This is a genomic window from Pseudomonas sp. MS15a(2019), assembly GCF_013277805.1.
Taxonomy (GTDB): domain Bacteria; phylum Pseudomonadota; class Gammaproteobacteria; order Pseudomonadales; family Pseudomonadaceae; genus Chryseomonas; species Chryseomonas benzopyrenica.
This window is the reverse complement of sequence record NZ_VBTN01000003.1, coordinates 557,425-579,937: the sequence shown is the minus strand read 5'-3', so window position 1 is coordinate 579,937 and position 22,513 is coordinate 557,425. Positions and strand designations below refer to the sequence as shown.

Below are 22,513 nucleotides of genomic sequence, written 5' to 3'. Positions count from 1 at the left end.
GGCCGGGTGCCCGCGCGGACGGTCAGTGGCCCAGGACGGGTAAGACGCTCGCCCGGGTGCCCGCCGGAAAGCCGCGGTGCCGGGCAGCCGTCGCGATGGCTAGGGCGCCCAGCGACAAGGCCACCACGGCCCAGCTCAGGGCCTGGGGGCCGACGCCTTCCAGCAACAGGCCGCCCAGGATGCCACCCCCGGCGATGGCGCTGTTCCAGGTCACCACGTTCATCGCCAGGGCCGCATCGGCGCCGCTGCCCGCGGTATCCGCCAGGGCGGTTTGCAGCAGCGTCGCCGCGCCGCCGAACGTCAGCCCCCAGGCGAAGATGCCCAGGTACTGCGCCATCGCCGAATCACGGTTGAGCCCCAGCAGCAGCGCGACCGCGGCGAAGCCGGCAAGACTCACCAGTCTACCCTCAACCCACCAGCGGCGGCGTCCGCGGCGGTACCTGGCGTTTGGAGCCGGTCGCCTCGTAGGCGGCGGCGAGCCTGAGCAGATTCGAGTCGTCATAGGCCCGCCCGGCGAAGGTCAGGCCCACCGGCATGCCGATGTCGGCCATCACGCCCATCGGTACGGTGACGGTCGGCACGCCCAGGTGGCGGATGGCGAGGTTACCGTTGGCGACCCAGACGCCATTGCTCCAGGCGATGTCGGCCGAGGCGGGATTGATCTCGGCATCCGCCGGGGCCACGTCGGCCACGGTGGGAAAGAGCACCGCGTCCAGGCCCTGGGCCTGCAGCCAGTCTTCCAGGTCGATCTTGCGCGTGTGCTCCAGGCCGCGCAGGCCGTCGGGGAGGGTGGTGATCTCGTCCAGGGTCTTGAGCCCCTGCTCGGCCATGCGCACGTATTCGGCCATGCCGGCGGCCAGGTCGCCTTCACGGTTGGGCAGGGTGCCGGGTTCGTGGGGAAAGATCAGCTCGCCTTCGACGTCCACCAGCCGGTTCAGGTTGGGATCGTTGTTGTCGCGCAGGAAGGTGTCGAAGCCCCAGGCGGACAGGTCCCAGAGTTCGTCGTGGAGAAAGGCCTGGGAGACGATGCCGCGGTTGAACACCGTGGGCGCGCCGGGGCGGTCGCCTTCGCAATTGGACACCAGCGGGAAGTCCACCTCCACCACGGTGGCGCCGGCCGCTTCCAGGACGGCGCGGGCCTGTTCCCAGAGGGCGATGACCGAGGGCCGGGTATGGATGCGCTGGCCGGTGGGGCCCCCGATGCCGGGATTGTCGCTGGTGCCGGCCTCCGGGTCCTGGTTGATGAACATGCGCGGCACGCCGAGGCGCTTGCCGGCCAGGGCGCTCGCGTCGACGGCCAGGTCGCTATAGCGGGCCGGGCGGACCTCCGAGGCCTTGGGCAGTGGCACCCAGGGCTGCAGGCGCCAGAGGTCGCCGGAGGTGTCGGGATCGTCCGCCACCACCACGTCGAGCACTTCCAGCAGATCGGCCATGGTGCGGGCATAGGGCACCACCACGTCCATGGTCGGCGTCAGCGGCCAGTTGCCACGCACCGAGATGACCCCGCGCGAGGGGGTATAGGCGCAGAGCCCGTTGTTGGACGCCGGGCCGCGCCCGCTGGACCAGGTTTCCTCGGCCAGGCCGAAGGCGGCGAAGCTGGCCGCGGTGGCGGTGCCGGCGCCGTTGGAGGACCCGGAGGCGAAGGGCGCAGTGAGATAGCCAGCGTTGTAGGGGCTTTCCGCGCGGCCATAGACACCACGCTGCATGCCACCGTTGGCCATGGGCGGCATGTTGGTCTTGCCCAGGCAGATGGCACCGGCGGCGCGCAGCCGTTCGATGGTGAAGGCATCGCGCTGGGCGACCAGGTCCTTGAACGCCGGACTACCGGAGGCGGCGGTCAGCCCCTTGACCAGATAGCTGTCCTTGGCGGTGTAGGGGATGCCATCCAGCGGCCCCAGGGTCTCGCCCCAGGCGCGACGGCGATCGGACTCGGCGGCTTCGGCCAGGGCCTCGGGATTGCGCACCACCACGGCATTGAGCGCGGTGGCGCTGGCGGGCGGGTCGTAGGCATCGATACGGGCCAGGTAGGCCTCGACCAGCTGCACCGCAGTGGTCTGGCCGGTTTCGAGTGCGTGACGCAACTCGGCGATGGAACGTTCGGTAACTTCGATCATGGTGGGTCGCCGTTGAGGATTCTGGGATACGGAAGAGGCTGTTGTCAGAGGCCTTGAAGGAAAGAAGCACCGGTGCAGTGTACACCCGAAGCCTGCCGGCTTTTGATTGCGTCCGTGCATGGAAGCCTTGCCGAACTGCCCATGCAGGCTAGCCTGCTGACCTCTATGATTGGCCTGAATTGAACCTGTTTGCCGCCCTTGGCGGCGATCCCGTGGCTGGAGTGAATCATGCTGAAACGCCTAGGCAACGAGCGCACGGTGCTGCGCTTCTCCATCGTCGTCACGGTGGTCCTGGCGATCGTGGGCATCGCCTTCGGGGTGCTGTCGGGTTCTTATGCCATCGTCTTCGACGGCTTCTATTCGCTGACCGACGCCTTCATGAGTGGCGTGGCACTGTTGGTGGCCATGCTGATCCATAGACACGGCCAGGAGGCGGAGGGCGACCGGCGACTGGCCGAGCGCTTCAACATGGGGTTCTGGCACCTGGAACCCATGGTGCTCGCCCTCAACGGCAGCGTGCTGTGCATCGTGGCCTGTTACGCGTTGGTCAACTCGATCATCAGCCTGATGAGCGGCGGCAAGGCGCTGGCGTTCGGCATGGCGCTGCTCTATGCACTGGTCGCTGCGGTATGCTGCTTTGGCTTCGCCGCCCTCGTGCATCGCTTGAACCGGGACATCCAGTCGGACTTTCTCAAGCTCGACATCAAGAGCTGGATCATGTCGGGCAGCATTTCGGCCGCCCTGGTACTGGCCTTCCTGGTTGGCGCCCTGGCCGAAGGCACGGCCTATGCCTGGATCACGCCGTACATCGATCCCCTGGTGCTGGCGATCATCTGCGTACTCATCATTCCCATACCGCTGAAGCTGGTCTGGCAGGCCTTCACGGAAATCCTCATGGTGACCCCGCCGCAACTCAAGCAGCAGGTCGATGAGGTCGCCCAGGGCATGGTTTCGCGCTTCGGCTTTCTCGACTACCGTGCCTATGTGGCCAAGGTCGGCCGGGCCCGGCAGATCGAGCTGTACTTCATCGTGCCGCTGGGCTGGCCGGCCAAGACCCTGGACGAATGGGACGCCATCCGCGACGAGATCGGCGAGGCCATTGGCGGCGAGGGCCCGGACCGCTGGCTGACCATCGCCTTCACCACCGACCCGGCCTGGTCGCGCTAGCCTTGCCGGGCTAGCGGGAGGCGCAGAGGCGTTCGACGTCCGCAGCCAGTTGCTGGAGGATGACGCGGTCTTCGGCCTGGCCCAGGGTGGCTTCGGCCCGAGCCAGCGCCAGGCGGGAATGCCGCAGGCACTCGCGCCTGATCCGCGCATCGCCCTGGACCGCCAGGCGCGCCAGGGATTTCTGCAGCCGCATGCCCACCTCCACCAGGGGCGCCGCGTCGCGGCCCACCGGTAGAAAGAAGTCGTCGAAGAGATCGTCCAGCGACAGCTCCGGCACCTCGATCCGCGGATAGCGAGGCTCGACGGGCTCGCGCCTTTCGGTGAGTTCGGTGAGCAGCCGTTGGGCGCGACCGAGGATGGCGATGGCGGTGCCCGAATCGCTGCGCGAAGGCACCAGCGCCCCGGTGGCGATCTCGCCCAGCACCGTCAGGCCGAAGCGCGGATCCTGGTCGTGCACCCGGCGCGCATCCAGGGTGAAGGCGGCACGCAGGCGAGCGTCCTTTTCCGGCGGCAGGCCTTCCACCCAGAGCAGCGGCTGCGCCGGATCGAGAAAGGCGCCGGGCAGGGCGGCTAGGCGCAGGCGACCGTGGTCGCCGCAGAGGTCCGCCAGCAGCGGCATGTCTACCCGTTGCAGATAACCGGTGCGGTCCGCCAGGACCGGGCGGCCGTTGGCGGGTTCATCGACCGGCGCCGCCACCCCACCCAGGTAAGGATGGGTCAACCAGCGCTGCAGGCTATGCCGGGCGGCGTCTTCGATGCTGTCGCTGGTGGCATCCAGCTGCCCCAGCCGGGAGAGGTGGTCGATCCAACGCAGCAGGGTGAAGACGATCAGCAGGATCACCACCAGGGTGACGGCGAAGAGCACCACGCGGCCGTTGTCGCCGTAGAGGCCGGTGCTCAGGGCGATGATGCCGACCAGGCTGAACAGGAAGGAGCCGAGAAAGGTGGCCAGGGCGTTCTGGGTGGTGCTGTCTTCCAACAGCAACGGATAGGCCCGGGGCGTCACGCTGCTGGCGGCGGCGTTGTAGGCCGTCACCATGGTGCTGAGGGAAAAGGTGGTTACCGCCAGCATGCTGCTGGCGATGATGGTGAGGATCTTGTCGACGGCATCGGCGCCGACTTTGGCCGGCAGACTGGCCGGGATGTGGTCACGCAGGAGCAGGGCGAGGAGGGCGGTCGCCACCCCGGCGACCGAGAACAGGGTGGCGCGGAACCACAGGCGTCGCTGGAGTCCGCGCAGGACCCAGCCCAGGCGGGCCAGCACCGGCCGTCAGCCCATGGCCGGCGGAACGGGGGTGGCGCTCAGCTGGGCAAGACGCTGAGCGGCCTGCTGCTGGAGCTTGTCGCGCATCTGCCGCGCGGCTTCCCGGGCGTCGCCGGATTTCAGGCCATTGCGGTCGGCATCCACGGTGGTCAGCACCGCACCGAGGGCACCATGCACCAGACGACCGCCGGCCAGGGTGTCGCTGCGCAGCGGTTCGACGGTGAGCGGCGTGGCGATCACGGCGAGATCCAGGGCTTCCAGGCACAGCTGAGCGGTAGCGATGGGGATCTGCACGGCGTTGGCCGCGGCCAGGTTGAGCGCCTGCTGGCGACGTTCGCCCTCGGCCCCGGCGCCACTGGCCTGACGATCGGCTTCCAGGTAGTTGGCGAAGGCCTGCACATCGGCATCGGCACAGGTGCTCAGAGCTTCCTGCAGGCGCTCGCCCAGGGTGATCAGCTCGGCGTGGCGGGTCACCGGCTGGCGCTGCTGGCTGAGCTTCAAGCCCTTGAGGACCAGCGCGACGCCCAGGCAGGCCGCCACGGTCGCCGCCGCGCCACTGCCCGGGGTGGGCAGGGTGGAACCGGTGCCGTCGCGGAACTGGGCGAGGGTCTGCTGCCAGAGAGTAGAGGTTTCGTTCATGCCAACCGCCTGCGAGCAAAGGGTAAGGGATTCGGTCATGACCGAACGCAGTTTGGATCGTGCGAAACGGCTGAGGTTCGCAAGCTAAGTGCAATAAGCGAAAGGGGTTATTTCGATTTACGTCGTACCTCGGACCTTGTTTCGGTTAAGGTGATCCTGAAACAATAAGTTACAAGGAGTCACCTGTGGATCCTGCTGCGCTCGCCTGGGTCGCCCACGACACCCGGCTGATCTCTTGCTGCCTGGCCGCCATCCTGGCCATCGTCCTGCTGATTGGCGTCACCCGGTTGCCACCCTTCCTGGCCATTCTCATCGGCACCTTCATCGCCGGCCTGGGGGCCGGGCTGCCCGCCGAAGCCGTGGCCAAGGCCTTCAGCAAGGGCGCGGGTGGCATCCTCGGCGAGGCCGGCATCATCATCGCTCTGGGCTCCATGCTCGGTGCGCTGATGGCGGAGTCCGGTGCCGCCGATCGCATCGCCAGCACCCTGCTGGGCCTGGGCAAGGGTCGCAGCCTGCCCTGGGTCATGGCCCTGGTGGCCATGGTGATCGGCCTGCCGCTGTTCTTCGAGGTCGGCCTGGTACTGATGGTGCCCATCATCTTCGTCATGGCGCAGCGCTCCGGGCAGCCGTTGCTGCGCATCGCCATTCCGGCCCTGGCCGGGATGACCACCCTGCATGCGTTGCTGCCGCCGCACCCCGGTCCGCTGATCGCGGTCGGGGCATTGCACGCGGACCTTGGCCTGACCATGCTCCTGGGCCTGGTGATCGCCATCCCTGCGGTGATCCTGGCCGGTCCCCTGTACGGCGGCTGGCTGTCGCAGCGCATGACGATCCAGCCGCCGGCGGAGCTGGGTGAGTTGTTCAGCGCCCGGGATCAGGGCGCGCGCCAGCCGGGTTTCGGTCTGTCGTTGCTGGTGATCCTGTTGCCGGTGCTACTGATGCTGGGCAGCACCTTCGCCAAGGTCGCCCTCGACCCGCACAGCGGTCTGGCGGAGGGGCTGAAGTTTCTTGGCGAACCCCTGATCGCCCTGGGGCTCGCCGTGCTGGCGGCCACCGTGCTGCTCGGCTGGGGCAGTGGCATGCCGCGCGAGCGCGTCGGTGGCGTGCTGCGCAAGAGCCTGGCGCCCATCGCCGCGTTGCTGCTCACCATCGGCGCCAGCGGTGGCCTCAAGCAGACCCTGCTCGACGCCGGGGTCAGCCACACCGTGGCCAAGGTCGCCGAGGGCGCCCATCTGCCCTACATCCTGCTGGCCTGGCTGATCGCCGTGGCGCTGCGCCAGGCGACCGGCTCGGCGACGGTGGCGACCACCACCACGGCCGGTATCCTGGCGCCGGTGGTGGCCGGGCTGGCCGGGCCGCAGGCCTCGCTGATCGCCCTGGCCATCGGCGCCGGCTCGGTGTTCTTCTGCCACGTCAATGACGCCGGCTTCTGGATGGTGCGCGAGTATTTCGGCCTGGAGCTCAAGCAGACACTGTGGGTCTGGTCGGTGCTGCAGACCCTGGTTTCCGTCACCGGTCTTGCCGGTACGCTATTGTTGTCACTCTGGATCTGACGAACCCCTGCCCATGGACAACGACTCCACCCTGCACCGGCCGCGGCGCCGCGATCTCTTCCTCGGTTTCTTCGGCCTGGGCATCACGGCCTTCGGTGGGGTGCTGCCGCTGGCGCGGCGCTACCTGGTGGAGAAGCGGCGCTGGCTGTCGGCGGAGGAATTCACCGAATTGCTCGGCCTCTGCCAGTTCTTGCCGGGCGGCAACATCATCAACCTCTCGGTGGCGGTGGGCATGAGATTCGCCGGCTGGAGCGGCGCCCTGGCCGCTGCCGCCGGGTTGCTGGTGGGGCCGACCCTGGTGGTGGTCGGCCTGGGCGTGTTCTACGACCGCTACCATGACGACCCCCTGGTGGGTCGCGCCTTCGCCGGTCTCGCGGCCGCGGCCGCCGGCCTGCTGGTAGCCATGGCGGTCAAGCTCATTCAGCCCTTGCGCGGTCGCTGGCTGGCTTTGGGCATCGCCTGCCTGGCCTTTCTCGCCTTGGCGCTGTTCAAGCTGCCGCTGCTCTGGACCATGCTGGTGCTCACCCCGATCAGCGTCCTGCTCAGCTATCGGCAGGGCCTATGAGCGCGACCCTGTTGGCCCTGACACTGATCTTTACCCAGCTCTCGCTGCTGGCCTTTGGCGGTGGCAACTCGGTGCTGCCGGAGATGCAGCGCCAGGTGGTGACGGTGCACGGCTGGATGAGCGCCGCCGACTTCGCCGCCCTGTTCGCCCTGGCCCAGGCGGCGCCCGGTCCCAACCTGATGATCGTGCCGCTGATCGGCTGGCACGTGGCCGGCTGGCCGGGTCTGCTGGTGACCTCCCTGGCCAAGTTCGTACCGTCCTCGCTGTTGACCCTCGGCGTGCTGCACCTCTGGCAACGCTTCGCCGACCGCCCCTGGCGCCGTCATCTGCAGGCCGGACTGGTGCCGGTCACCGTCGGCCTGGTAGCCGCCAGTGCCTGGCTGGTGGGCGTGAGCGTGGCCACCACGCCGCTGTGGGTGCTGATCCTGGCGGCGGGTGCTCTGGGGTCGCTATTTACCCGCTGGCATCCGCTGTGGCTGCTGGCCGGCGGGACATTGGTCGGGATAGTGTTTGGTAGCTAAGCCAAAAAAGCTGGGCAAGATCGTCTAGCCATCGACCCGAGGACCTCACCTTGCAGCTAAGCCATCGGCCGGTCCAGGACAGTGACCTGCCCGCCCTATGCGAATTTTCCAAAAACCCCACGGAGCTGATGTTCTGGTTTCCCCGTGCCCAATTCCCGCTCACCCCAGTTCAATTGCAGGCCGCCATCGCGGAGCGTCGCGACAATCGCGTCGTGGTGGCGGATGGGCGAGTGGTGGGATTTTCCAACTTCTGCAGGTGGGCGGATGAGGTGTATGCGATTGGCAATGCCATCGTTGATCCCGCCTATCGGGGGCAGGGGGTCGGACGTTACCTGCTGAAGATGATGATAGGGCGCGCGTTCGAGACACACGGCGCTCGTGAAGTGGTCCTTTCCTGTTTCAACGCCAACGTGGTGGGGCTACTGCTCTACCAAGCCTTGGGCTTCACCCCCTATGCCATCGAAGAGCGACGTTCGGTGGCCGGTGAGCGGGTGGCGCTGATTCATCTCAGACTGCCTCGGCCTTACCGGTGATCACCCGCCCCCAGAATCCCTCGCTGCGCGAACTGCTGTTCACGGTACGCGGGTCCATCGTCCAGGCGATCTGGCGCAAGCTGCTCTATGTGATGCTGCTCAGCCTGGCGGTGACCCTCAGCCATGGCGTCATCCTGCGCTTCGACTTCGGCCTGACCACCACCCCGCTGACCCTCTGGGGCCTGACCCTGGCGATCTTTCTCGGCTTTCGCAACACCACCGCCTACCAGCGCTTCTGGGAAGCGCGCGGTCTGTGGGGCGAACTGCTGATCGCCGGACGCAACCTGGCGCGCCAGGTCGAGACCCTCTTGCCCAGCCTGAATGCGGTCGAGCGCCGCCAGCTGCTGACCCCGCTGTTGGCCTTTGGTTATGCGCTGCGTGATCACCTGCGCCGGGAAGCACCGTCTGCCGATCTGCAGCGCGTGCTGGCGGGGGAGGAAACCCTGCTCGCGGCCCCTCACCGACCCAGTGCGCTGATCCGCCGGCTGGGCACGACGCTGGTTGCCCGGGCACGACAGGAAGGGCTCGGTGACCCGCTGATCGCCAACGTCGATAACCAGCTGGACCGGCTGACCACGGTGCTCAGCGGCTGCGAGCGCATCCGCCAGACCCCCATTCCCTATCCCTACATCCTGATGCTGCACCGGGTGGTGCACGTCTATTGCTTCCTGCTGCCGTTCTGCCTGGTGGACAGCCTGGGCTGGTTCACGCCGCTGGCGGTGCTGGTGCTCGCCTACACCTTCTTTGGCCTGGATGCCCTGGGCGACCAGATCGCCGATCCCTTCGGCACCCAGCCCAACCACCTGCCGCTGGACGCCCTCAGTCGTGGGCTGGAAATCGCCGTGCTGGATCTGCTGGGCGAACCCACCCCGGAGCCGATCCGCGCGGAGGCGGGGTTGTTGCGGTGATGGCGTGATGATTCGCGTTGATGCGATCGCGGCCATGGGCCGCTCCTACAGCAGAGGTGTATCTGTAGGAGCGGCCCATGGCCGCGATCAGCAGTGTGCCTCAGAGCGGTCACATCGGCGGATCGCCATGGCCGTGCCGTGCCGTGCCTTGCTGTCAGGTGTCTTGAGCTTCTTTCGCTACCCGCCGTGGACGCCTGACCAGCTCCCCGCGACAATTCGGACACTGCTCCTGCAGCGGCCCCGCCGCGCATTCCGTGCAAAAGGTGCATTCATAGGAGCAGATCACCGCCTCCTTGCTCTCCATCGGCAACGCCTTGGCGCAGTGCTCACACGAAGTCCGCATGTCCAGCATGGCTGTCGCTCCCTGATCAGGCGCCGAAGCGCGCTGCGTAGTCCTGGGGGCTGACCGCCAGGTGCTTGTGAAAGGTGCGTCGCAGATTTTCCGGATGGCCGAAGCCGCACAGGCGCGAAACGGTGGCGATGGAGGCCTGGCCATCCTGCAAGAGCACCCGCGCCGTCTCCAGCCGGACCTGCTCGACATAGCGACCCGGACCCATGCCCACCTCGCGACTGAACAGCCGCGACAGCGTACGGGGCGCCATATGGGCGCGTTCGGCCAGACGTTCCAGCCCAAGGTCCTCGCCGAGGTGGCCGGGAATCCAGTCGAGCAGGGCGGCCAGGCGGGGCGTCCGTCCCGGATCGGGCGCCAGGCAGGCGCTGAATTGCGCCTGGCCACCGGGACGGCGAAGGAACATCACCAACCGACGCGCCACCGCCAGCGCCAGCGGACGTCCGAGATCGGCTTCCACCAGCGCCAGGGCCAGGTCGATACCGGCGGTGACGCCGGCCGAGGTAAAGACATGGGGATCGCCATCGCGCCCCAGTGGATCATAGGTATGCAGGCGGTCGCCCTGGACCTCGATGTCCGGAAAGGCCGCTAGTTCGTCGACATAGGCCCAGTGGGTGGTGGCCCGGCGGCCGTCGAGCAGGCCGGCGCTGGCCAGCATCAAGGCGCCGGAACACACCGAGCCAAGACGCCGCACCCGGGGTTCCAGATCGCGCAGCCAGGCCTGCAGGCCGGCATCCTGGCGTAGCGTCTCGATGCCTATGCCGCCAGGGATCAGCAGGGTGTCCACCTCATCCACGTCCAGGTCGTACCAACCCTGTTCGGCCTGGATGCCGATGCCGGCTGACGTCCTGACCAAGCCTTCGGCGGCGCCCAGCAGGCGCAGCTGATAGTAGGCGGGCAGGCCCTGACGTTCCCGTTCCAGGTTGGCCGAGGCGAATACCTGCAGCGGGCCGGTGACGTCCAGGCTCATGACGTCGGGGTAGAGCAGGGCAGCGATCAGCGGCATGGGTGGCTCTCCGTAGCAATCCGGGAAGCATGCCTGGGCGTTCCTATTGGCGACAAGGTCAAAGATCCCACGGATCTGGCCATCGGTTGGCAGGTTGCATTTGGCGTGACCCGCGCCCGGCCTTATCATCGCCGCCCATGAACTACACCGATCCCAAGCAACTGGCACCCTTGCTGGAAGCCATCCTGCTCGCTGCCGGCCGCCCCCTGACCCTGGAGCGTCTGGCCGAACTCTTCGAAGAATACGAGCGCCCCGAGCCCGCCCACCTGCGTGCCGGTCTCGCCGTGCTCGGTGGCTCCTGTCGCAAGCGCGGCTTCGAGCTCAAGGAGGTGGCGTCCGGCTATCGCCTGCAGGTGCGCGAAAAGTACGCGCCTTGGGTCGGGCGACTCTGGGAAGAGCGCCCGCCGCGCTATTCCCGCGCCATGCTGGAGACCCTGGCGCTGATCGCCTATCGCCAGCCGATCACCCGTAGCGAGATCGAGGAGGTGCGCGGCGTGGCGGTCAACAGCCAGATCGTCAAGACGCTGTTGGAACGCGACTGGATCCGCGTGGTGGGCTATCGCGACGTCCCCGGCCGCCCGGCCATGTTCGCCACCACCAAGGCCTTTCTCGACTACTTCGACCTGCGCAGTCTCGATCAGCTGCCGCCCCTGGCCGAGGTCCGCCAGTTGGAACCCGAACCGGCGTCGGTGCTGGAAGACCCCGAGTTGAGCCTGGCGGCACTGGGGGTAGGGGAGCCGGAGCAAGAAGAGGACACCCTGGTGGTTCCCGAGCGCACCAGCTTTCGCACCCTGCTCACCGAGCTGGACGCCATGGAGACCGGCCTCAAGACCGATTTCGACGACCTGCGCCAGGCGGCGGACGAAGAAGACGAGGGTTGAGTCAGCCCTGTTGGGCTTCGCTGCGCTCAGCCCAACCTACATAAGCCTCCCCAGTGGCTGATCCGTATCGCGGCCATGCCGGTGCGCCGTAGTGACCGCTCCTCCAGGCTCCGATTTAACTGTAGGAGCGGCCCATGGCCGCGATATTCGAATAGGTTGGCGCTTCGCATAGCGAAGCCCAACACTCTCGCCAAAACGAAAAAAGCGCCCGAAGGCGCTTTCTTCCAACCCAGACCTACAGACCTCAGGCCGGCGCGTTGACCAGCGCCTTGCAGGTATCGAGCATACGGTTGGAGAAGCCCCACTCGTTGTCGTACCAGGCCATGATCTTCACCAGCTTGCCGCTCACCTTGGTGTGGTTGGCGTCGAAGATCGACGACAGGCGGTTGTGGTTGAAGTCGATGGAGACCAGCGGCTTGTCGTTGTAGCCCAGCACCGGCGAGGCTTCGGCCGCGGCCTTCATGAAGGCGTTGATGGTCTTGGCGTCGGTTTCCTTGGCGGTCAGTATGGTCAAATCGACCAGCGACACGTTGATGGTCGGTACGCGCACCGCCATGCCGCTAAACTTGCCTTGCAGCTCAGGCAATACCAGACCCACGGCCTCGGCGGCACCGGTCTTGGTCGGAATCATCGACTGGGTGGCCGAACGCGCCCGGAAGGGATCGGAATGGTAGACGTCCGACAGGTTCTGATCGTTGGTGTAGGCATGGATGGTGGTCATCAGACCGTTCTCGATGCCCAGCTCGCGCTGCAGTACTTGGGCGACGGGCGCCAGGCAGTTGGTGGTGCAGGAGGCGTTGGAGATGATCTGGTGCGACTGACGCAGGATGTTGTCATTGACGCCATAGACGATGGTGGCGTCCACGTCCTTGCCCGGTGCCGAGATGATCACCTTGGAGGCGCCGGCTTCCAGATGGGCAGCGGCCTTGTCGCGGCTGGTGAAGAGGCCGGTGCACTCGAACACCACGTCGACCTTCAGGTCCTTCCACGGCAGCTCGGCCGGGTTGCGGATGGCCGTCACGGCGATGCGATCGCCATTGACCACCAGCTTGTCGCCCTCGACGGACACCTCGGCAGGGAAGCGGTCATGAACGCTGTCATACTGTAGGAGATGCGCATTGATGGCGGCGTCGCCCAGGTCGTTGATCGCGACGACCTCCAGGTCCTGGCGATAGCCTTCGGTATACAGCGCCCGCAGCACGTTGCGGCCGATGCGTCCAAAACCATTGATGGCAATACGAATACTCATTGAGAGAAACCTCGCGATAGCTGGGTTTTGTTGTAAAAAACATTACACATGACGCGTGCTAAGCGGAATAATAGCGCCAATTTGGCTGTGAATGTTTTAAATAACAACAAATTTAGCCCGGTGGAGAATCGAAACCATGCATCCTCGCGTCCTCGAAGTCACACAGCGGTTGGTGGAACGCAGTCGTCCGACCCGTGAGCGTTACCTCGCCATGATCCGGGCCGCCGCCAGCGACGGTCCGCAGCGCGGCAAGCTGCAATGCGCCAATTTCGCCCATGGCGTCGCCGGGTGTGGATCCTCGACGGATAAGCAGCGCCTCCGTTTGATGGACCAAGCCAACGTCGCCATCGTTTCCAGCTACAACGACATGTTGTCGGCTCATCAGCCCTACGAGCACTACCCGGAGCTGATCAAACAGGCGCTGCGCGAGATCGGCTCCGTCGGTCAGTTCGCCGGCGGCGTGCCGGCCATGTGCGACGGCGTGACCCAGGGCGAGGCCGGCATGGAGCTGAGCCTGGCGAGTCGCGAAGTCATCGCCATGTCCACCGCCGTGGCCCTGTCGCACAACATGTTCGACGCCGCGCTGCTGCTGGGCATCTGCGACAAGATCATCCCCGGCCTGATGATCGGCGCGCTGCGCTTCGGCCATCTGCCGATGATCTTCGTCCCGGGCGGCCCCATGCCGTCGGGCATCTCCAACAAGGAGAAGGCGCGCGTGCGCCAGGCCTTCGCCGAGGGCAAGGCGACCCGCGAGGAGTTGCTGGAGTCGGAGATGAAGTCCTACCACAGCCCCGGCACCTGCACCTTCTATGGCACCGCCAACACCAACCAGGTGGTGATGGAAGTGATGGGCCTGCACCTGCCGGGTTCTTCCTTCGTCAATCCCTACACCCCGCTGCGTGACGAACTCACCCGCGAGGCGGCGCGCCAGGTAACCCGCATCACCCATCAGGGCGGCAACTTCATGCCGCTGGGCGAGATCGTCGACGAGAAGTCCATCGTCAACTCCGTGGTCGCCCTGAGCGCCACCGGTGGCTCGACCAACCATACCCTGCACATCCCGGCCATCGCCCAGGCCGCCGGCATCCAGCTGACCTGGGACGACATGGCCGAGATCTCGGCGGTGACCCCGACCCTGGCGCAGGTCTATCCCAACGGCAAGGCCGACGTGAACCACTTCCACGCCGCCGGTGGCGTCAACTTCATGGTGCACACCCTGCTCGAAGCCGGGCTGCTGCACGAAGACGTCAACACCATCATGGGCCGCGGCCTGTCGCGCTACCTGCAGGAACCCTTCCTGGTGGACGGCAAGCTGGAGTGGCGCACTGGGCGCGCCGAGAGCCTGGACGAAGACATCCTGCGTCCGGCCAGCCGCCCGTTCAACGAGGAGGGCGGCCTGCGCGTCATGCAGGGCAATCTCGGGCGAGGTGTGATGAAGGTGTCGGCCGTGGCGCCCAAGCACCAGCTGGTGGAAGCGCCGGCGCGCGTCTTCCACGACCAAAGCGAATTGGCAGAGGCCTTCAAGGCCGGCCAACTGGAGCAGGATTTCGTCGCGGTGGTACGCTTCCAGGGACCCAAGGCCCTGGGCATGCCCGAGCTGCACAAGCTCACTCCCTATCTTGGTGTGTTGCAGGACCGTGGTTACAAGGTGGCTCTGGTCACCGACGGCCGCATGTCCGGCGCCTCGGGCAAGGTTCCGGCGGCGATTCATGTCTGCCCGGAAGCCATCGACGGCGGTCCGCTGGCCAAGGTCTGTGACGGCGATCTCATCCGCGTCGATGGGCGTACCGGAGAGCTGAGGATTCTGGTCCCGGCGGACGAATGGATGGCCCGCCAGACGGTCGAAGCGCCCCAGGGCACCGGGGTAGGCTGTGGTCGTGAGTTGTTCGCCTTCATGCGCGGCGCCATGAGCACGGCTGAATCGGGTGCCAGTGCATTTACTTCCAGCCTGGAGGCGCTGAAATGAGTTTGGCTTTGGTTGGCGACATCGGGGGCACCAATGCCCGCTTCGCCCTGTGGCGTGACGGTCGCCTGGAGGCCATCGAGGTCTTCGCCTGTGCGGATTACGCCTGTCCGGAAGACGCGGTACGCAAGTACCTGGCGCAGACCGGCGTGGCGCTGGATGACATCACCGCCGTGTGCCTCGCCTGTGCGGGCCCGGTGGGCGAGGGTGACTTCCGCTTCACCAACAATCACTGGGTGATCAAGCGCGAGCAGTTCTGCCGCGAGCTGGGTCTGACCCATCTGCTGCTGATCAACGATTTCACGTCCATGGCCTGGGCGATCGCCCGCCTGGATCCGGCGGACTCCGTCCAGGTGCGCGACGGCATCGCCTTGCCGACCCGCCCGCGCCTGGTGATCGGTCCCGGCACCGGCCTGGGTCTCGCCAGCCTGGTGCCCAGCGGCAAGGATCGCTGGATCGTACTGCCGAGCGAGGGCGGTCACGTCGACCTGCCGATCAACACTCAGCGTGAATTCGATATTTGGAAGATCCTCAAGCGCCAGTTCGGCAACCACGTCTCCGCCGAGCGCGTGGTGTCCGGCAGCGGCCTGGTCAACCTCTATCACGCGAGTTGCGAGCTGGACGGCCGGACCGCCGCCCTGCACAGCGCGGCGGACATCTGCGAGCTGGCGCTCAAGGGCGATCCCTATGCCGATGCCGTGCTGGAGCAGTTCTTCATCTGGCTGGCGCGGGTCGCCGGCAACGCGGCCCTGACCCTGGGTGCCCTGGGTGGCGTTTACATTGCCGGTGGCATCCTGCCGCGTTTCGTCGAGCGCTTCCAGAGCGGGGCCTTCGCCCATGCCTTCGCCGACAAGGGCAAGACCAGCAGCGCCTACCTCAAGGACATCCCGGCCTGGCTGGTGACCGCCGAGTATCCGGGGCTGTTCGGTGCCGGCGTCGCCCTGGATCAAACCATCGCCGAGGCGCGACAGGTCTAAGAGCCTGTTCAAAGTCTGCTACGCGTCGGCCAAACTGCGTCAAAAATGGCTTCGGAATGCTCATTTACCATTCGTAAACCCGAGCGCGGGTCCGATCCGCTTCCTCAGCCATTTTGGCCTTGTTTGGCTCTAGCTCGCGATCCTTTGAACAGGCTCTGATCCACCCCGGGGTGGGCGACTACTCAAGGTCGCCCGACCTCGGTATGCTGCCGGCACTACCGGTAGCTGGCCTCCGGCCAAGACAACAAGAGCGAACATCGCCATGTCCACCCTGGGCAAATCCCTCCTGGTCGTCGACGACGACGGGGAAATCCGTGAGCTTCTCGACGCCTATCTCACCCGTGCCGGCTATCAGGTGCGCGCCGTTGGCGATGGCCGCGAGCTGCGCCGGGCGCTGGGGGACTTCGTCCCCGACCTGCTGATCCTCGACGTCATGCTCCCCGGCGAAGACGGCTTCGCCCTCTGCCGCTGGATGCGCGAGCAGTCGAGCTGCCGCCAGGTGCCCATCATCATGCTCACCGCCAGTTCCGACGAGGCGGATCGGGTCATTGGCCTGGAACTGGGCGCCGACGACTACCTGGGCAAGCCCTTCAGCCCCCGCGAACTGCTGGCGCGCATCAAGGCGCTGTTGCGCCGGGCCGGCTTTGGCGAAACGCGTCCGGTGGCTACCGGTCTGCTGACCTTCGACGACTGGCGCCTAGATCCGGTCAGTCATCGGCTGTTCCACCGCGACGGCGAGGAGGTCATCCTCTCCGGCGCCGATTTCACCCTGCTCAAGCTGTTTCTCGACCATCCCCAGCAGATCCTTGATCGCGACACCATCGCCAATGCCACCCGTGGCCGCGAGGTGCTGCCGCTGGAGCGCATCGTCGACATGGCGGTGAGTCGCCTGCGTCAGCGTCTGAGGGACACCGGCAAGTCGCCGCGGCTGATCCGTACCGTGCGTGGTTCCGGGTATTTGCTCGCCGCCGAGGTCAGCGGGCTGGTCGCCGATGCGGTGTAGCGGTCCGCTCGCGCGGCTGGTGCCGCGTTCCCTGCTGGCGCGGATGCTGCTCCTGACCCTGCTGGCGGTGCTCCTGGCCCAGGGCGCCTCGGCGCTGTTCTGGTCGGCCGCATTGCGCAGCGATCGCAACCAGGGCCTGCAGACCGCGGCCCGCAGCCTGGGCTATTCCATCGCCGCCAGCGTGCGTTATTTCAGCCTGCTGCCACCGGCCTATCGGCCGCTGGTGCTGGAACAGCTGCGCAACATGGGCGGCACGCGCTTCTTCGTCTCGCTCAACGAAAAGCCGCTGACCATGCAGGCACTGCCCGCGACCCCGGGGCGTCGCGCCGTGCTGCAGGAGGTCGAAGCGGTGCTGCGCGAACGCCTGGGCGCCACCATGCCCATGTACGTGGAATTCATCGGCCCGCAGCAGCTGCGGCTGTTCAACGGTGCCTTGGCGCTCGACGAACTGCCGCGCTCCTGGGCGCACTATGCCCTGAGTCTGGAGCCACTGGAGCCGCCGGTGCTGGTGACCCAGATCCGCATCGGCGAAGGGGAGTGGGTGTATCTGGCGACCCTGATGCCGGCGCCTTACTACAGCCTGGACGAGTCCTGGCTGCCCCTGCAGCAGCTGCTGTTCATGGTCTTCAGCAGCGCCTTCCTGCTGCTGTTCATCGGCCTGCTGATCCGCTGGCAGAGTCGCCCGCTCAAGCGGCTGTCGCGCGCTGCGCGGGAGCTGTCGCTGGAGGTCCATACGCCGCCGGTGCGGGAGGAGGGCGCCCAGGAGATCCGCGAGGTCACCCGCGCCTTCAATGCCATGCGTGAACGCATCGCCCGCTATCTGGACGAGCGCGCCCAGCTGTTCAGCGCCATCTCCCACGACCTGCGCACCCCCATCACGCGGCTGCGGCTGCGTGCCGAGTTGGTGGACGACGAGGTGATGCAGGCCAAGCTCGTGCGTGATCTCGACGAGCTGGATCTGTTGGTGAAGGGCGCCCTGCAGTGCGTCAAGGACACCGACATCCACGAGAATCTGGAGCCGGTCGACCTGCAGGCGCTGCTGGTGCAGCTGGTGGAGCCCTTCACCCAGGAGCAGCCCCCGCGGGTATGCCTCACCGGAGAAGCCCAGGGCACCCTGCTGGGCAAGCCTCTGGCGCTCAAGCGCTGCATCGGCAATCTGCTGGACAACGCCCTCAAGTATGGCCATCGCGCTCATTTGCAGGTGGAAGACGACGGTCATGCCTTCGTCCTGCATGTCGACGACGAAGGGCCAGGGGTGCCCGAGCAGGAGCTGGAGCAGGTGTTCCAGCCCCATGTCCGCCTGGCCACCGACCGCCAGGGTTACGGCCTGGGCCTGGGCATCGCCCGCAACCTGGCCCACGCCCATGGCGGCGAGGTGGAGCTGCGCAACCGCCGCGAGGGCGGTCTGCGGGTGACCCTGACCCTACCGCGCAGCTAGGCAGGACCCTACCGCTATGTCACCAGCTCGTGACAAAACGCCTTCCCTTCGTTACCCACGGCCGCAGTCGTCTGACTAGACTCGGCTCAGCTCCAATAAAAAAACAACAAGGAACGACCCCTCATGAAGGCATTGAATCGTCTCGCTCTCGCCGTTTCCCTTTCCTGCGCCGCGCTGGCTGCCCCCCTAACCGCCCATGCCGGTGAGGTCGAGGTGCTGCACTGGTGGACCTCCGGTGGCGAGGCTCGCGCCGTCGATGTGCTCAAGCAACTGATGCAGAAGCAGGGCGATACCTGGAAGGACTTCGCCGTGGCCGGTGGCGCCGGCGAGGCCGCCATGACCGTGCTCAAGACCCGCGCCGTCTCCGGCAACCCGCCGTCCGCTGCCCAGCTGAAAGGCCCCGACATCCAGGAGTGGGCCAGCATGGGCTTCCTGGCCAACATCAGCGACATCGCCAAGCAGGGTAACTGGGACACCATCCTGCCCAAGCGCGTGGCTCAGACCATGCAGCACGACGGCGAGTACGTCGCGGTGCCGGCCGGCATCCACCGCATCAACTGGCTGTGGATCAACCCCGCCGTCTTCAAGAAGGCCGGCGCCAAGGTCCCCACCACCCTGGACGAATTCTTCGAAGCCGCCGACAAGCTCAAGGCCGCTGGCGTCGTGCCCCTGGCCCACGGTGGTCAGAACTGGCAGGACGGTACCATCTTCGAATCCCTGGTCATGGCCATCATGGGCCCGGAAGGCTACGACAAGGTCTTCGTGCATACCGATGCCGACACCATCCGCAGCGACAAGATGGTCGAGGTCTTCAAGACCTTCAAGCGCATCAAGGGCTACGTCGATCCCAACGCCGCCGGTCGCGACTGGAACCTGGCCACCGCCATGGTCATCGAGGGCAAGGCAGGCATGCAGATCATGGGCGACTGGGCCAAGGCGGAATTCACCGCCGCCGGCAAGAAGCCGGGCGTCGACTACGAATGCGTGGTCATGCCAGGCACCCAGGGCGACTTCATCTACAACATCGACTCCCTGGCCATGTTCAAGATCAAGAACAAGGACAACCAGAAGGCCCAGGACGATCTGGTGCGCACCGTCATCGACAAGCCCTTCCAGGAGGTCTTCAACCTCAACAAGGGCTCCATCCCGGTGCGTAACGACATCGACCTGTCCAAGTTCGACAGCTGCGCCCAGCAGTCCGCCAAGGACTTCCAGGCGGCCAACGCCGATGGCAAGGCCGAGCCGAGCATGGCGCACAGCATGGCCAACACCAGCTACGTGCAGGGCGCGATCTTCGACGTGGTGACCAACTTCTTCAACGACGCCAACGCCGATCCGAAGAAGGCCACCGAGCAACTGGTCGCCGCCATCCAGGCCGCGAAGTAAGCGCAAACAGCCATCGGTGAGGATTGTTTATCGCGGCCGTAGGCCGCTCCTACAGGCCGATCGTCGGCTGTAGGAGCGGCCCATGGCCGCGATCATCCAACTGCCTGACGCCCAGATAATACCACCCCTGAGAACGCCTCCATGGCTCTTACCGAAACTCTTCCTGCGACGGCGGTCAGCCGACGCCCGGACCGGCTGCAGCGCCTGCTGCCCAAGCTGGTGCTGGCGCCCACGGCCATCGCCATGGTCGTCTGCCTCTATGGCTACATGCTGTGGACGGCGGTGATCTCCTTTACCAACTCGCGCTTCCTGCCCAGCTACAATTTCGCCGGTTTCGCCCAATACGCGCGGCTGCTGGAAAACGATCGCTGGCTGGTGGCCTGCAAGAACCTGGCGATCTTCGGTGGCCTGTTCATCCTGTTGAGCCTGGCCATCGGGGTCTTCTTCGCCATCCTGCTGGACCAGCGCATCCGCCGCGAAGGCTTCATCCGCACCATCTACCTCTATCCCATGGCGCTGTCGATGATCGTCACCGGCACCGCCTGGAAGTGGTTGCTCAACCCCGGCATGGGGCTGGACAAGCTGCTGCGCGACTGGGGCTGGGAAGGCTTTCGCTTCGACTGGCTGGTGGACCCCGACCGGGTCATCTACTGCCTGCTGATCGCCGCCCTCTGGCAGGCCTCGGGTTTCGTCATGGCCATGTTCCTCGCCGGCCTGCGCGGCGTGGATTCCTCCATCCTGCGCGCCGCCCAGGTCGACGGGGCAGGGCTGCCCACCATCTACCTGCGCATCGTCCTGCCGAGCCTGCGGCCGGTGTTCTTCAGTGCGGTGATGATCCTCGCCCACATCGCCATCAAGAGCTTCGACCTGGTGATGGCCATGACCGCGGGTGGCCCCGGCTACGCCTCGGACCTGCCGGCGGTGTTCATGTACCAGCACACCTTCACCCGCGGCCAGATGGGCTTGGGTTCGGCCAGTGCGGTGTTGATGCTTGGCGCGGTGCTGGCGGTGCTGGTGCCCTACCTCTACTCGGAATTGCGGAGCAAGCGAAATGGCTAAGGCTCTGAACGTCAATCGCGTGGCCATCCACGCCACCCTGATCATCGCCTGCGCGGTCTATCTGGTGCCGCTGCTGGTGATGCTGCTGACCAGCTTCAAGACCCCGGATGATGTCCGTACCGGCAACCTGCTGAGCCTGCCCCTGGACTGGACGGTGATCGGCTGGCTCAAGGCCTGGGACGTGGTGCACAGCTACTTCTGGAACTCCTTCATGATCACCGTGCCCGCGGTGATCATCTCCACCTTCATCGGCGCGCTCAACGGCTACGCCCTGTCGAAGTGGCAGTTCCGCGGTTCGAATCTGCTATTCAGCCTGCTGCTGTTCGGCTGCTTCATTCCCTTCCAGGTGATCCTGCTGCCGATGTCCTTCACCCTTGGCCAGCTGGGCCTGGCCAACACCACCGCCGGCCTGGTGCTGGTGCACGTGATCTACGGCCTGGCCTTCACCACGCTGTTCTTCCGCAACTACTACGTGGGCATTCCCGATGCCCTGATCAAGGCGGCGCGGCTGGACGGAGCGGGCTTCTTCACCATCTTCTTCAAGATCCTGCTGCCGCTATCCACGCCCATCGTGATGGTCAGCCTGATCTGGCAGTTCACCCAGGTGTGGAACGACTTCCTGTTCGGCGTGGTGTTCGCCAGCGGCTCGTCGCAGCCCATCACCGTGGCCTTGAACAACCTGGTCAACACCAGCACCGGCGCGAAGGAATACAACGTCGACATGGCCGCCGCCATGATCGCCGCGCTGCCGACGCTGCTGGTCTACATCTTCGCTGGCAAGTATTTCGTCCGGGGCCTGACCTCGGGCGTGGTCAAAGGATAAGGAAGGCCACCATGGCAGCTCTCGAACTCAAAAGCGTACGCAAGACCTACGGCAACGCCGCCCAGGAAGCCCTCAAGGGCATCGACATCCGCATCGACGCCGGGCAGTTCCTCATCCTGGTGGGGCCCTCCGGGTGCGGCAAATCCACCCTGATGAACGCCATCGCCGGCCTGGAAGACATCAGCAGCGGCGCCATCTGCCTGGACGGCGAGGACGTCACCCAGGTCGAGCCCAAGGATCGGGATATCGCCATGGTGTTCCAGTCCTACGCCCTGTATCCGACCATGACCGTGCGCGAGAACATCGCCTTCGGCCTGAAGATCCGCAAGACGCCAAAGGAGCAGATCGACGCCGAGGTGGCGCGGGTCAGCAAGCTCCTGCAGATCGAGCATCTGCTCGAGCGCAAGCCGGCGCAGCTCTCCGGTGGCCAGCAGCAGCGGGTGGCCATGGGCCGCGCCCTGGCCCGGCGGCCCAAGCTCTATCTGTTCGACGAGCCGCTGTCCAACCTCGACGCCAAGCTGCGGGTGGAGATGCGCACCGAGATCAAGCTGATGCACCAGCGCCTGCAGACCACCACCGTCTACGTCACCCACGATCAGATCGAAGCCATGACCCTGGGCGATCGGGTCGCGGTAATGAAGGATGGCGAGGTGCAGCAGTTCGGTACTCCCGAGGAGATCTACAACAACCCGGCCAATCTCTTCGTCGCCAGCTTCATCGGCTCGCCACCCATGAACTTCGTGCCGGTGCGCCTGGAAGCGCGCGAGGGCAGGGTGGTCGCCCGCGTCACCGGCGATACCGGCGACAGCCAGGTGGATTTGCCCGATCTGGATCCGGCGCTCGCCGGGCGAGAGGCTATCCTTGGGGTGCGTCCGGAGCAGATTCAGTCGGCGCATCCGGCCGACAGTGCTGTGCCGGGGATCCTGACGCGGATCCAGGTGGTCGAGCCGACCGGCCCGGACACCCTGCTGTACGCCGAGTGGAATGGCACCAAGGTCTGCTGCCGGGTGGCCCCGGGCGAAGCGCCGCGGGCCGGCGACCAGGTGCTGTGGCGGATCGATTCGCGACGGGCGGTGCTGTTCGATCCAGCCAGCGGTCGCCGACTTTCTTGAACA

At 66.1% G+C, this 22,513-nt stretch carries 21 protein-coding genes and 1 pseudogene; 15 read left to right on the top strand and 7 right to left on the bottom strand.

From position 1 onward, the window contains the following. Positions 1-22: 22 nt before the first annotated feature. Together FEZ61_RS06240 and FEZ61_RS06235 are read right to left on the bottom strand one after the other, a co-directional pair. Positions 23-394: pseudogene (locus tag FEZ61_RS06240) on the bottom strand (MFS transporter); the annotation flags it as partial. A gap of 13 nt (positions 395-407) precedes the next feature. Further along, on the bottom strand, positions 408-2,114 hold the full coding sequence (locus FEZ61_RS06235) for an amidase (protein WP_173147803.1): 1,707 nt from the start codon (positions 2,112-2,114) through the stop codon (positions 408-410). Between the two features lie 228 nt (positions 2,115-2,342). On the opposite strand from FEZ61_RS06235, the gene FEZ61_RS06230 reads away from it, so the two are divergent. Beyond that, entirely contained in the window at positions 2,343-3,281 is a 939-nt protein-coding gene (locus tag FEZ61_RS06230) for a cation transporter (RefSeq protein WP_173147801.1), read from the top strand. A 10-nt stretch (positions 3,282-3,291) separates the two neighbouring features. Here FEZ61_RS06230 and FEZ61_RS06225 read toward each other — a convergent pair whose 3' ends face one another. Next, the gene (locus FEZ61_RS06225) at positions 3,292-4,545 is read right to left on the bottom strand and encodes a DUF2254 domain-containing protein (protein WP_064309582.1); all 1,254 of its coding nucleotides are present in this window, start codon (positions 4,543-4,545) and stop codon (positions 3,292-3,294) included. 6 nt (positions 4,546-4,551) lie between these two features. Further along, complete coding sequence (locus FEZ61_RS06220) at positions 4,552-5,184, bottom strand: cyclodeaminase/cyclohydrolase family protein (RefSeq protein ID WP_173147799.1); 633 nt, start codon at positions 5,182-5,184, stop codon at positions 4,552-4,554. Positions 5,185-5,369: 185 nt separating this feature from the next. Between FEZ61_RS06220 and FEZ61_RS06215 the strand changes: the two genes are divergently transcribed. The 5 genes from FEZ61_RS06215 to FEZ61_RS06195 are packed head-to-tail and all read left to right on the top strand — an operon-like array spanning position 5,370 to position 9,264. Beyond that, positions 5,370-6,737, top strand: coding sequence for a gluconate:H+ symporter (locus tag FEZ61_RS06215; RefSeq protein WP_173147797.1), 1,368 nt, complete (start codon positions 5,370-5,372; stop codon positions 6,735-6,737). A gap of 13 nt (positions 6,738-6,750) precedes the next feature. Further along, positions 6,751-7,302, top strand: coding sequence for a chromate transporter (locus FEZ61_RS06210; protein ID WP_173147795.1), 552 nt, complete (start codon positions 6,751-6,753; stop codon positions 7,300-7,302). After that, positions 7,299-7,823 (top strand): chromate transporter, encoded by a 525-nt coding sequence (locus FEZ61_RS06205; protein ID WP_173147793.1) that lies wholly within the window; start codon positions 7,299-7,301, stop codon positions 7,821-7,823. The genes FEZ61_RS06210 and FEZ61_RS06205 overlap by 4 nt, the downstream gene beginning before the upstream one ends. A 50-nt stretch (positions 7,824-7,873) precedes the next feature. Continuing rightward, positions 7,874-8,356, top strand: coding sequence for a GNAT family protein (locus FEZ61_RS06200; protein ID WP_173147791.1), 483 nt, complete (start codon positions 7,874-7,876; stop codon positions 8,354-8,356). Further along, positions 8,353-9,264: a bestrophin gene (locus tag FEZ61_RS06195; RefSeq protein ID WP_173147789.1), complete on the top strand. Its 912-nt coding sequence runs from the start codon at positions 8,353-8,355 to the stop codon at positions 9,262-9,264. The genes FEZ61_RS06200 and FEZ61_RS06195 overlap by 4 nt, the downstream gene beginning before the upstream one ends. A 154-nt stretch (positions 9,265-9,418) precedes the next feature. Here the strand turns inward: FEZ61_RS06195 and FEZ61_RS06190 are convergent, their stop codons facing one another. Next, entirely contained in the window at positions 9,419-9,607 is a 189-nt protein-coding gene (locus FEZ61_RS06190; protein WP_256204540.1) for a DUF1272 domain-containing protein, read from the bottom strand. Positions 9,608-9,632: 25 nt separating this feature from the next. After that, entirely contained in the window at positions 9,633-10,619 is a 987-nt protein-coding gene (locus FEZ61_RS06185; RefSeq protein ID WP_160922678.1) for a GlxA family transcriptional regulator, read from the bottom strand. Positions 10,620-10,756: 137 nt separating this feature from the next. On the opposite strand from FEZ61_RS06185, the gene scpB reads away from it, so the two are divergent. Then, the gene (gene scpB / locus FEZ61_RS06180; protein WP_173147787.1) at positions 10,757-11,500 is read left to right on the top strand and encodes an SMC-Scp complex subunit ScpB; all 744 of its coding nucleotides are present in this window, start codon (positions 10,757-10,759) and stop codon (positions 11,498-11,500) included. 244 nt (positions 11,501-11,744) lie between these two features. Here scpB and gap read toward each other — a convergent pair whose 3' ends face one another. Beyond that, positions 11,745-12,749, bottom strand: a complete 1,005-nt coding sequence (gene gap, locus FEZ61_RS06175; protein WP_017641313.1) for a type I glyceraldehyde-3-phosphate dehydrogenase — start codon at positions 12,747-12,749, stop codon at positions 11,745-11,747. Positions 12,750-12,885: 136 nt separating this feature from the next. On the opposite strand from gap, the gene edd reads away from it, so the two are divergent. The 8 genes from edd (at position 12,886) to ugpC (ending at position 22,510) form a co-directional block, all read left to right on the top strand. Further along, a complete protein-coding gene (edd, locus tag FEZ61_RS06170) occupies positions 12,886-14,715 on the top strand; it encodes a phosphogluconate dehydratase (RefSeq protein WP_173147785.1) in 1,830 nt (609 codons plus the stop codon). Beyond that, the gene (locus FEZ61_RS06165; protein ID WP_064309577.1) at positions 14,712-15,689 is read left to right on the top strand and encodes a glucokinase; all 978 of its coding nucleotides are present in this window, start codon (positions 14,712-14,714) and stop codon (positions 15,687-15,689) included. The genes edd and FEZ61_RS06165 overlap by 4 nt, the downstream gene beginning before the upstream one ends. A 262-nt stretch (positions 15,690-15,951) precedes the next feature. Further along, complete coding sequence (locus tag FEZ61_RS06160) at positions 15,952-16,692, top strand: response regulator transcription factor (RefSeq protein WP_017641311.1); 741 nt, start codon at positions 15,952-15,954, stop codon at positions 16,690-16,692. After that, entirely contained in the window at positions 16,682-18,130 is a 1,449-nt protein-coding gene (locus FEZ61_RS06155) for an ATP-binding protein (RefSeq protein WP_173147783.1), read from the top strand. Before FEZ61_RS06160 ends, FEZ61_RS06155 begins: the two co-directional genes overlap by 11 nt. Before the next feature lie 123 nt (positions 18,131-18,253). Continuing rightward, complete coding sequence (locus tag FEZ61_RS06150) at positions 18,254-19,516, top strand: ABC transporter substrate-binding protein (RefSeq protein ID WP_173147781.1); 1,263 nt, start codon at positions 18,254-18,256, stop codon at positions 19,514-19,516. Positions 19,517-19,657: 141 nt separating this feature from the next. Further along, positions 19,658-20,575 carry a sugar ABC transporter permease gene (locus FEZ61_RS06145; protein WP_017641308.1) on the top strand — a complete coding sequence of 306 codons (918 nt, stop codon included), beginning with the start codon at positions 19,658-19,660 and terminating at the stop codon, positions 20,573-20,575. Then, the gene (locus tag FEZ61_RS06140; protein ID WP_017641307.1) at positions 20,568-21,398 is read left to right on the top strand and encodes a carbohydrate ABC transporter permease; all 831 of its coding nucleotides are present in this window, start codon (positions 20,568-20,570) and stop codon (positions 21,396-21,398) included. Before FEZ61_RS06145 ends, FEZ61_RS06140 begins: the two co-directional genes overlap by 8 nt. An 11-nt stretch (positions 21,399-21,409) precedes the next feature. Continuing rightward, on the top strand, positions 21,410-22,510 hold the full coding sequence (ugpC, locus tag FEZ61_RS06135) for a sn-glycerol-3-phosphate ABC transporter ATP-binding protein UgpC (RefSeq protein WP_173147779.1): 1,101 nt from the start codon (positions 21,410-21,412) through the stop codon (positions 22,508-22,510). The last annotated feature ends 3 nt before the right edge of the window (positions 22,511-22,513 follow it).

Coding starts and splice junctions, on each gene's coding strand:
- FEZ61_RS06185 (WP_160922678.1), bottom strand. CDS start 10,619: ATGCCGCTGATCGCTGCCCTGCTCTACCCCGACGTCATGAGCCTGGAC.
- FEZ61_RS06205 (WP_173147793.1), top strand. CDS start 7,299: ATGAGCGCGACCCTGTTGGCCCTGACACTGATCTTTACCCAGCTCTCG.
- FEZ61_RS06155 (WP_173147783.1), top strand. CDS start 16,682: ATGCGGTGTAGCGGTCCGCTCGCGCGGCTGGTGCCGCGTTCCCTGCTG.
- FEZ61_RS06145 (WP_017641308.1), top strand. CDS start 19,658: ATGGCTCTTACCGAAACTCTTCCTGCGACGGCGGTCAGCCGACGCCCG.
- edd (WP_173147785.1), top strand. CDS start 12,886: ATGCATCCTCGCGTCCTCGAAGTCACACAGCGGTTGGTGGAACGCAGT.
- scpB (WP_173147787.1), top strand. CDS start 10,757: ATGAACTACACCGATCCCAAGCAACTGGCACCCTTGCTGGAAGCCATC.
- FEZ61_RS06230 (WP_173147801.1), top strand. CDS start 2,343: ATGCTGAAACGCCTAGGCAACGAGCGCACGGTGCTGCGCTTCTCCATC.
- FEZ61_RS06220 (WP_173147799.1), bottom strand. CDS start 5,184: ATGAACGAAACCTCTACTCTCTGGCAGCAGACCCTCGCCCAGTTCCGC.
- FEZ61_RS06165 (WP_064309577.1), top strand. CDS start 14,712: ATGAGTTTGGCTTTGGTTGGCGACATCGGGGGCACCAATGCCCGCTTC.
- gap (WP_017641313.1), bottom strand. CDS start 12,749: ATGAGTATTCGTATTGCCATCAATGGTTTTGGACGCATCGGCCGCAAC.
- FEZ61_RS06150 (WP_173147781.1), top strand. CDS start 18,254: ATGAAGGCATTGAATCGTCTCGCTCTCGCCGTTTCCCTTTCCTGCGCC.
- FEZ61_RS06235 (WP_173147803.1), bottom strand. CDS start 2,114: ATGATCGAAGTTACCGAACGTTCCATCGCCGAGTTGCGTCACGCACTC.
- FEZ61_RS06160 (WP_017641311.1), top strand. CDS start 15,952: ATGTCCACCCTGGGCAAATCCCTCCTGGTCGTCGACGACGACGGGGAA.
- FEZ61_RS06190 (WP_256204540.1), bottom strand. CDS start 9,607: ATGCGGACTTCGTGTGAGCACTGCGCCAAGGCGTTGCCGATGGAGAGC.
- ugpC (WP_173147779.1), top strand. CDS start 21,410: ATGGCAGCTCTCGAACTCAAAAGCGTACGCAAGACCTACGGCAACGCC.
- FEZ61_RS06210 (WP_173147795.1), top strand. CDS start 6,751: ATGGACAACGACTCCACCCTGCACCGGCCGCGGCGCCGCGATCTCTTC.
- FEZ61_RS06140 (WP_017641307.1), top strand. CDS start 20,568: ATGGCTAAGGCTCTGAACGTCAATCGCGTGGCCATCCACGCCACCCTG.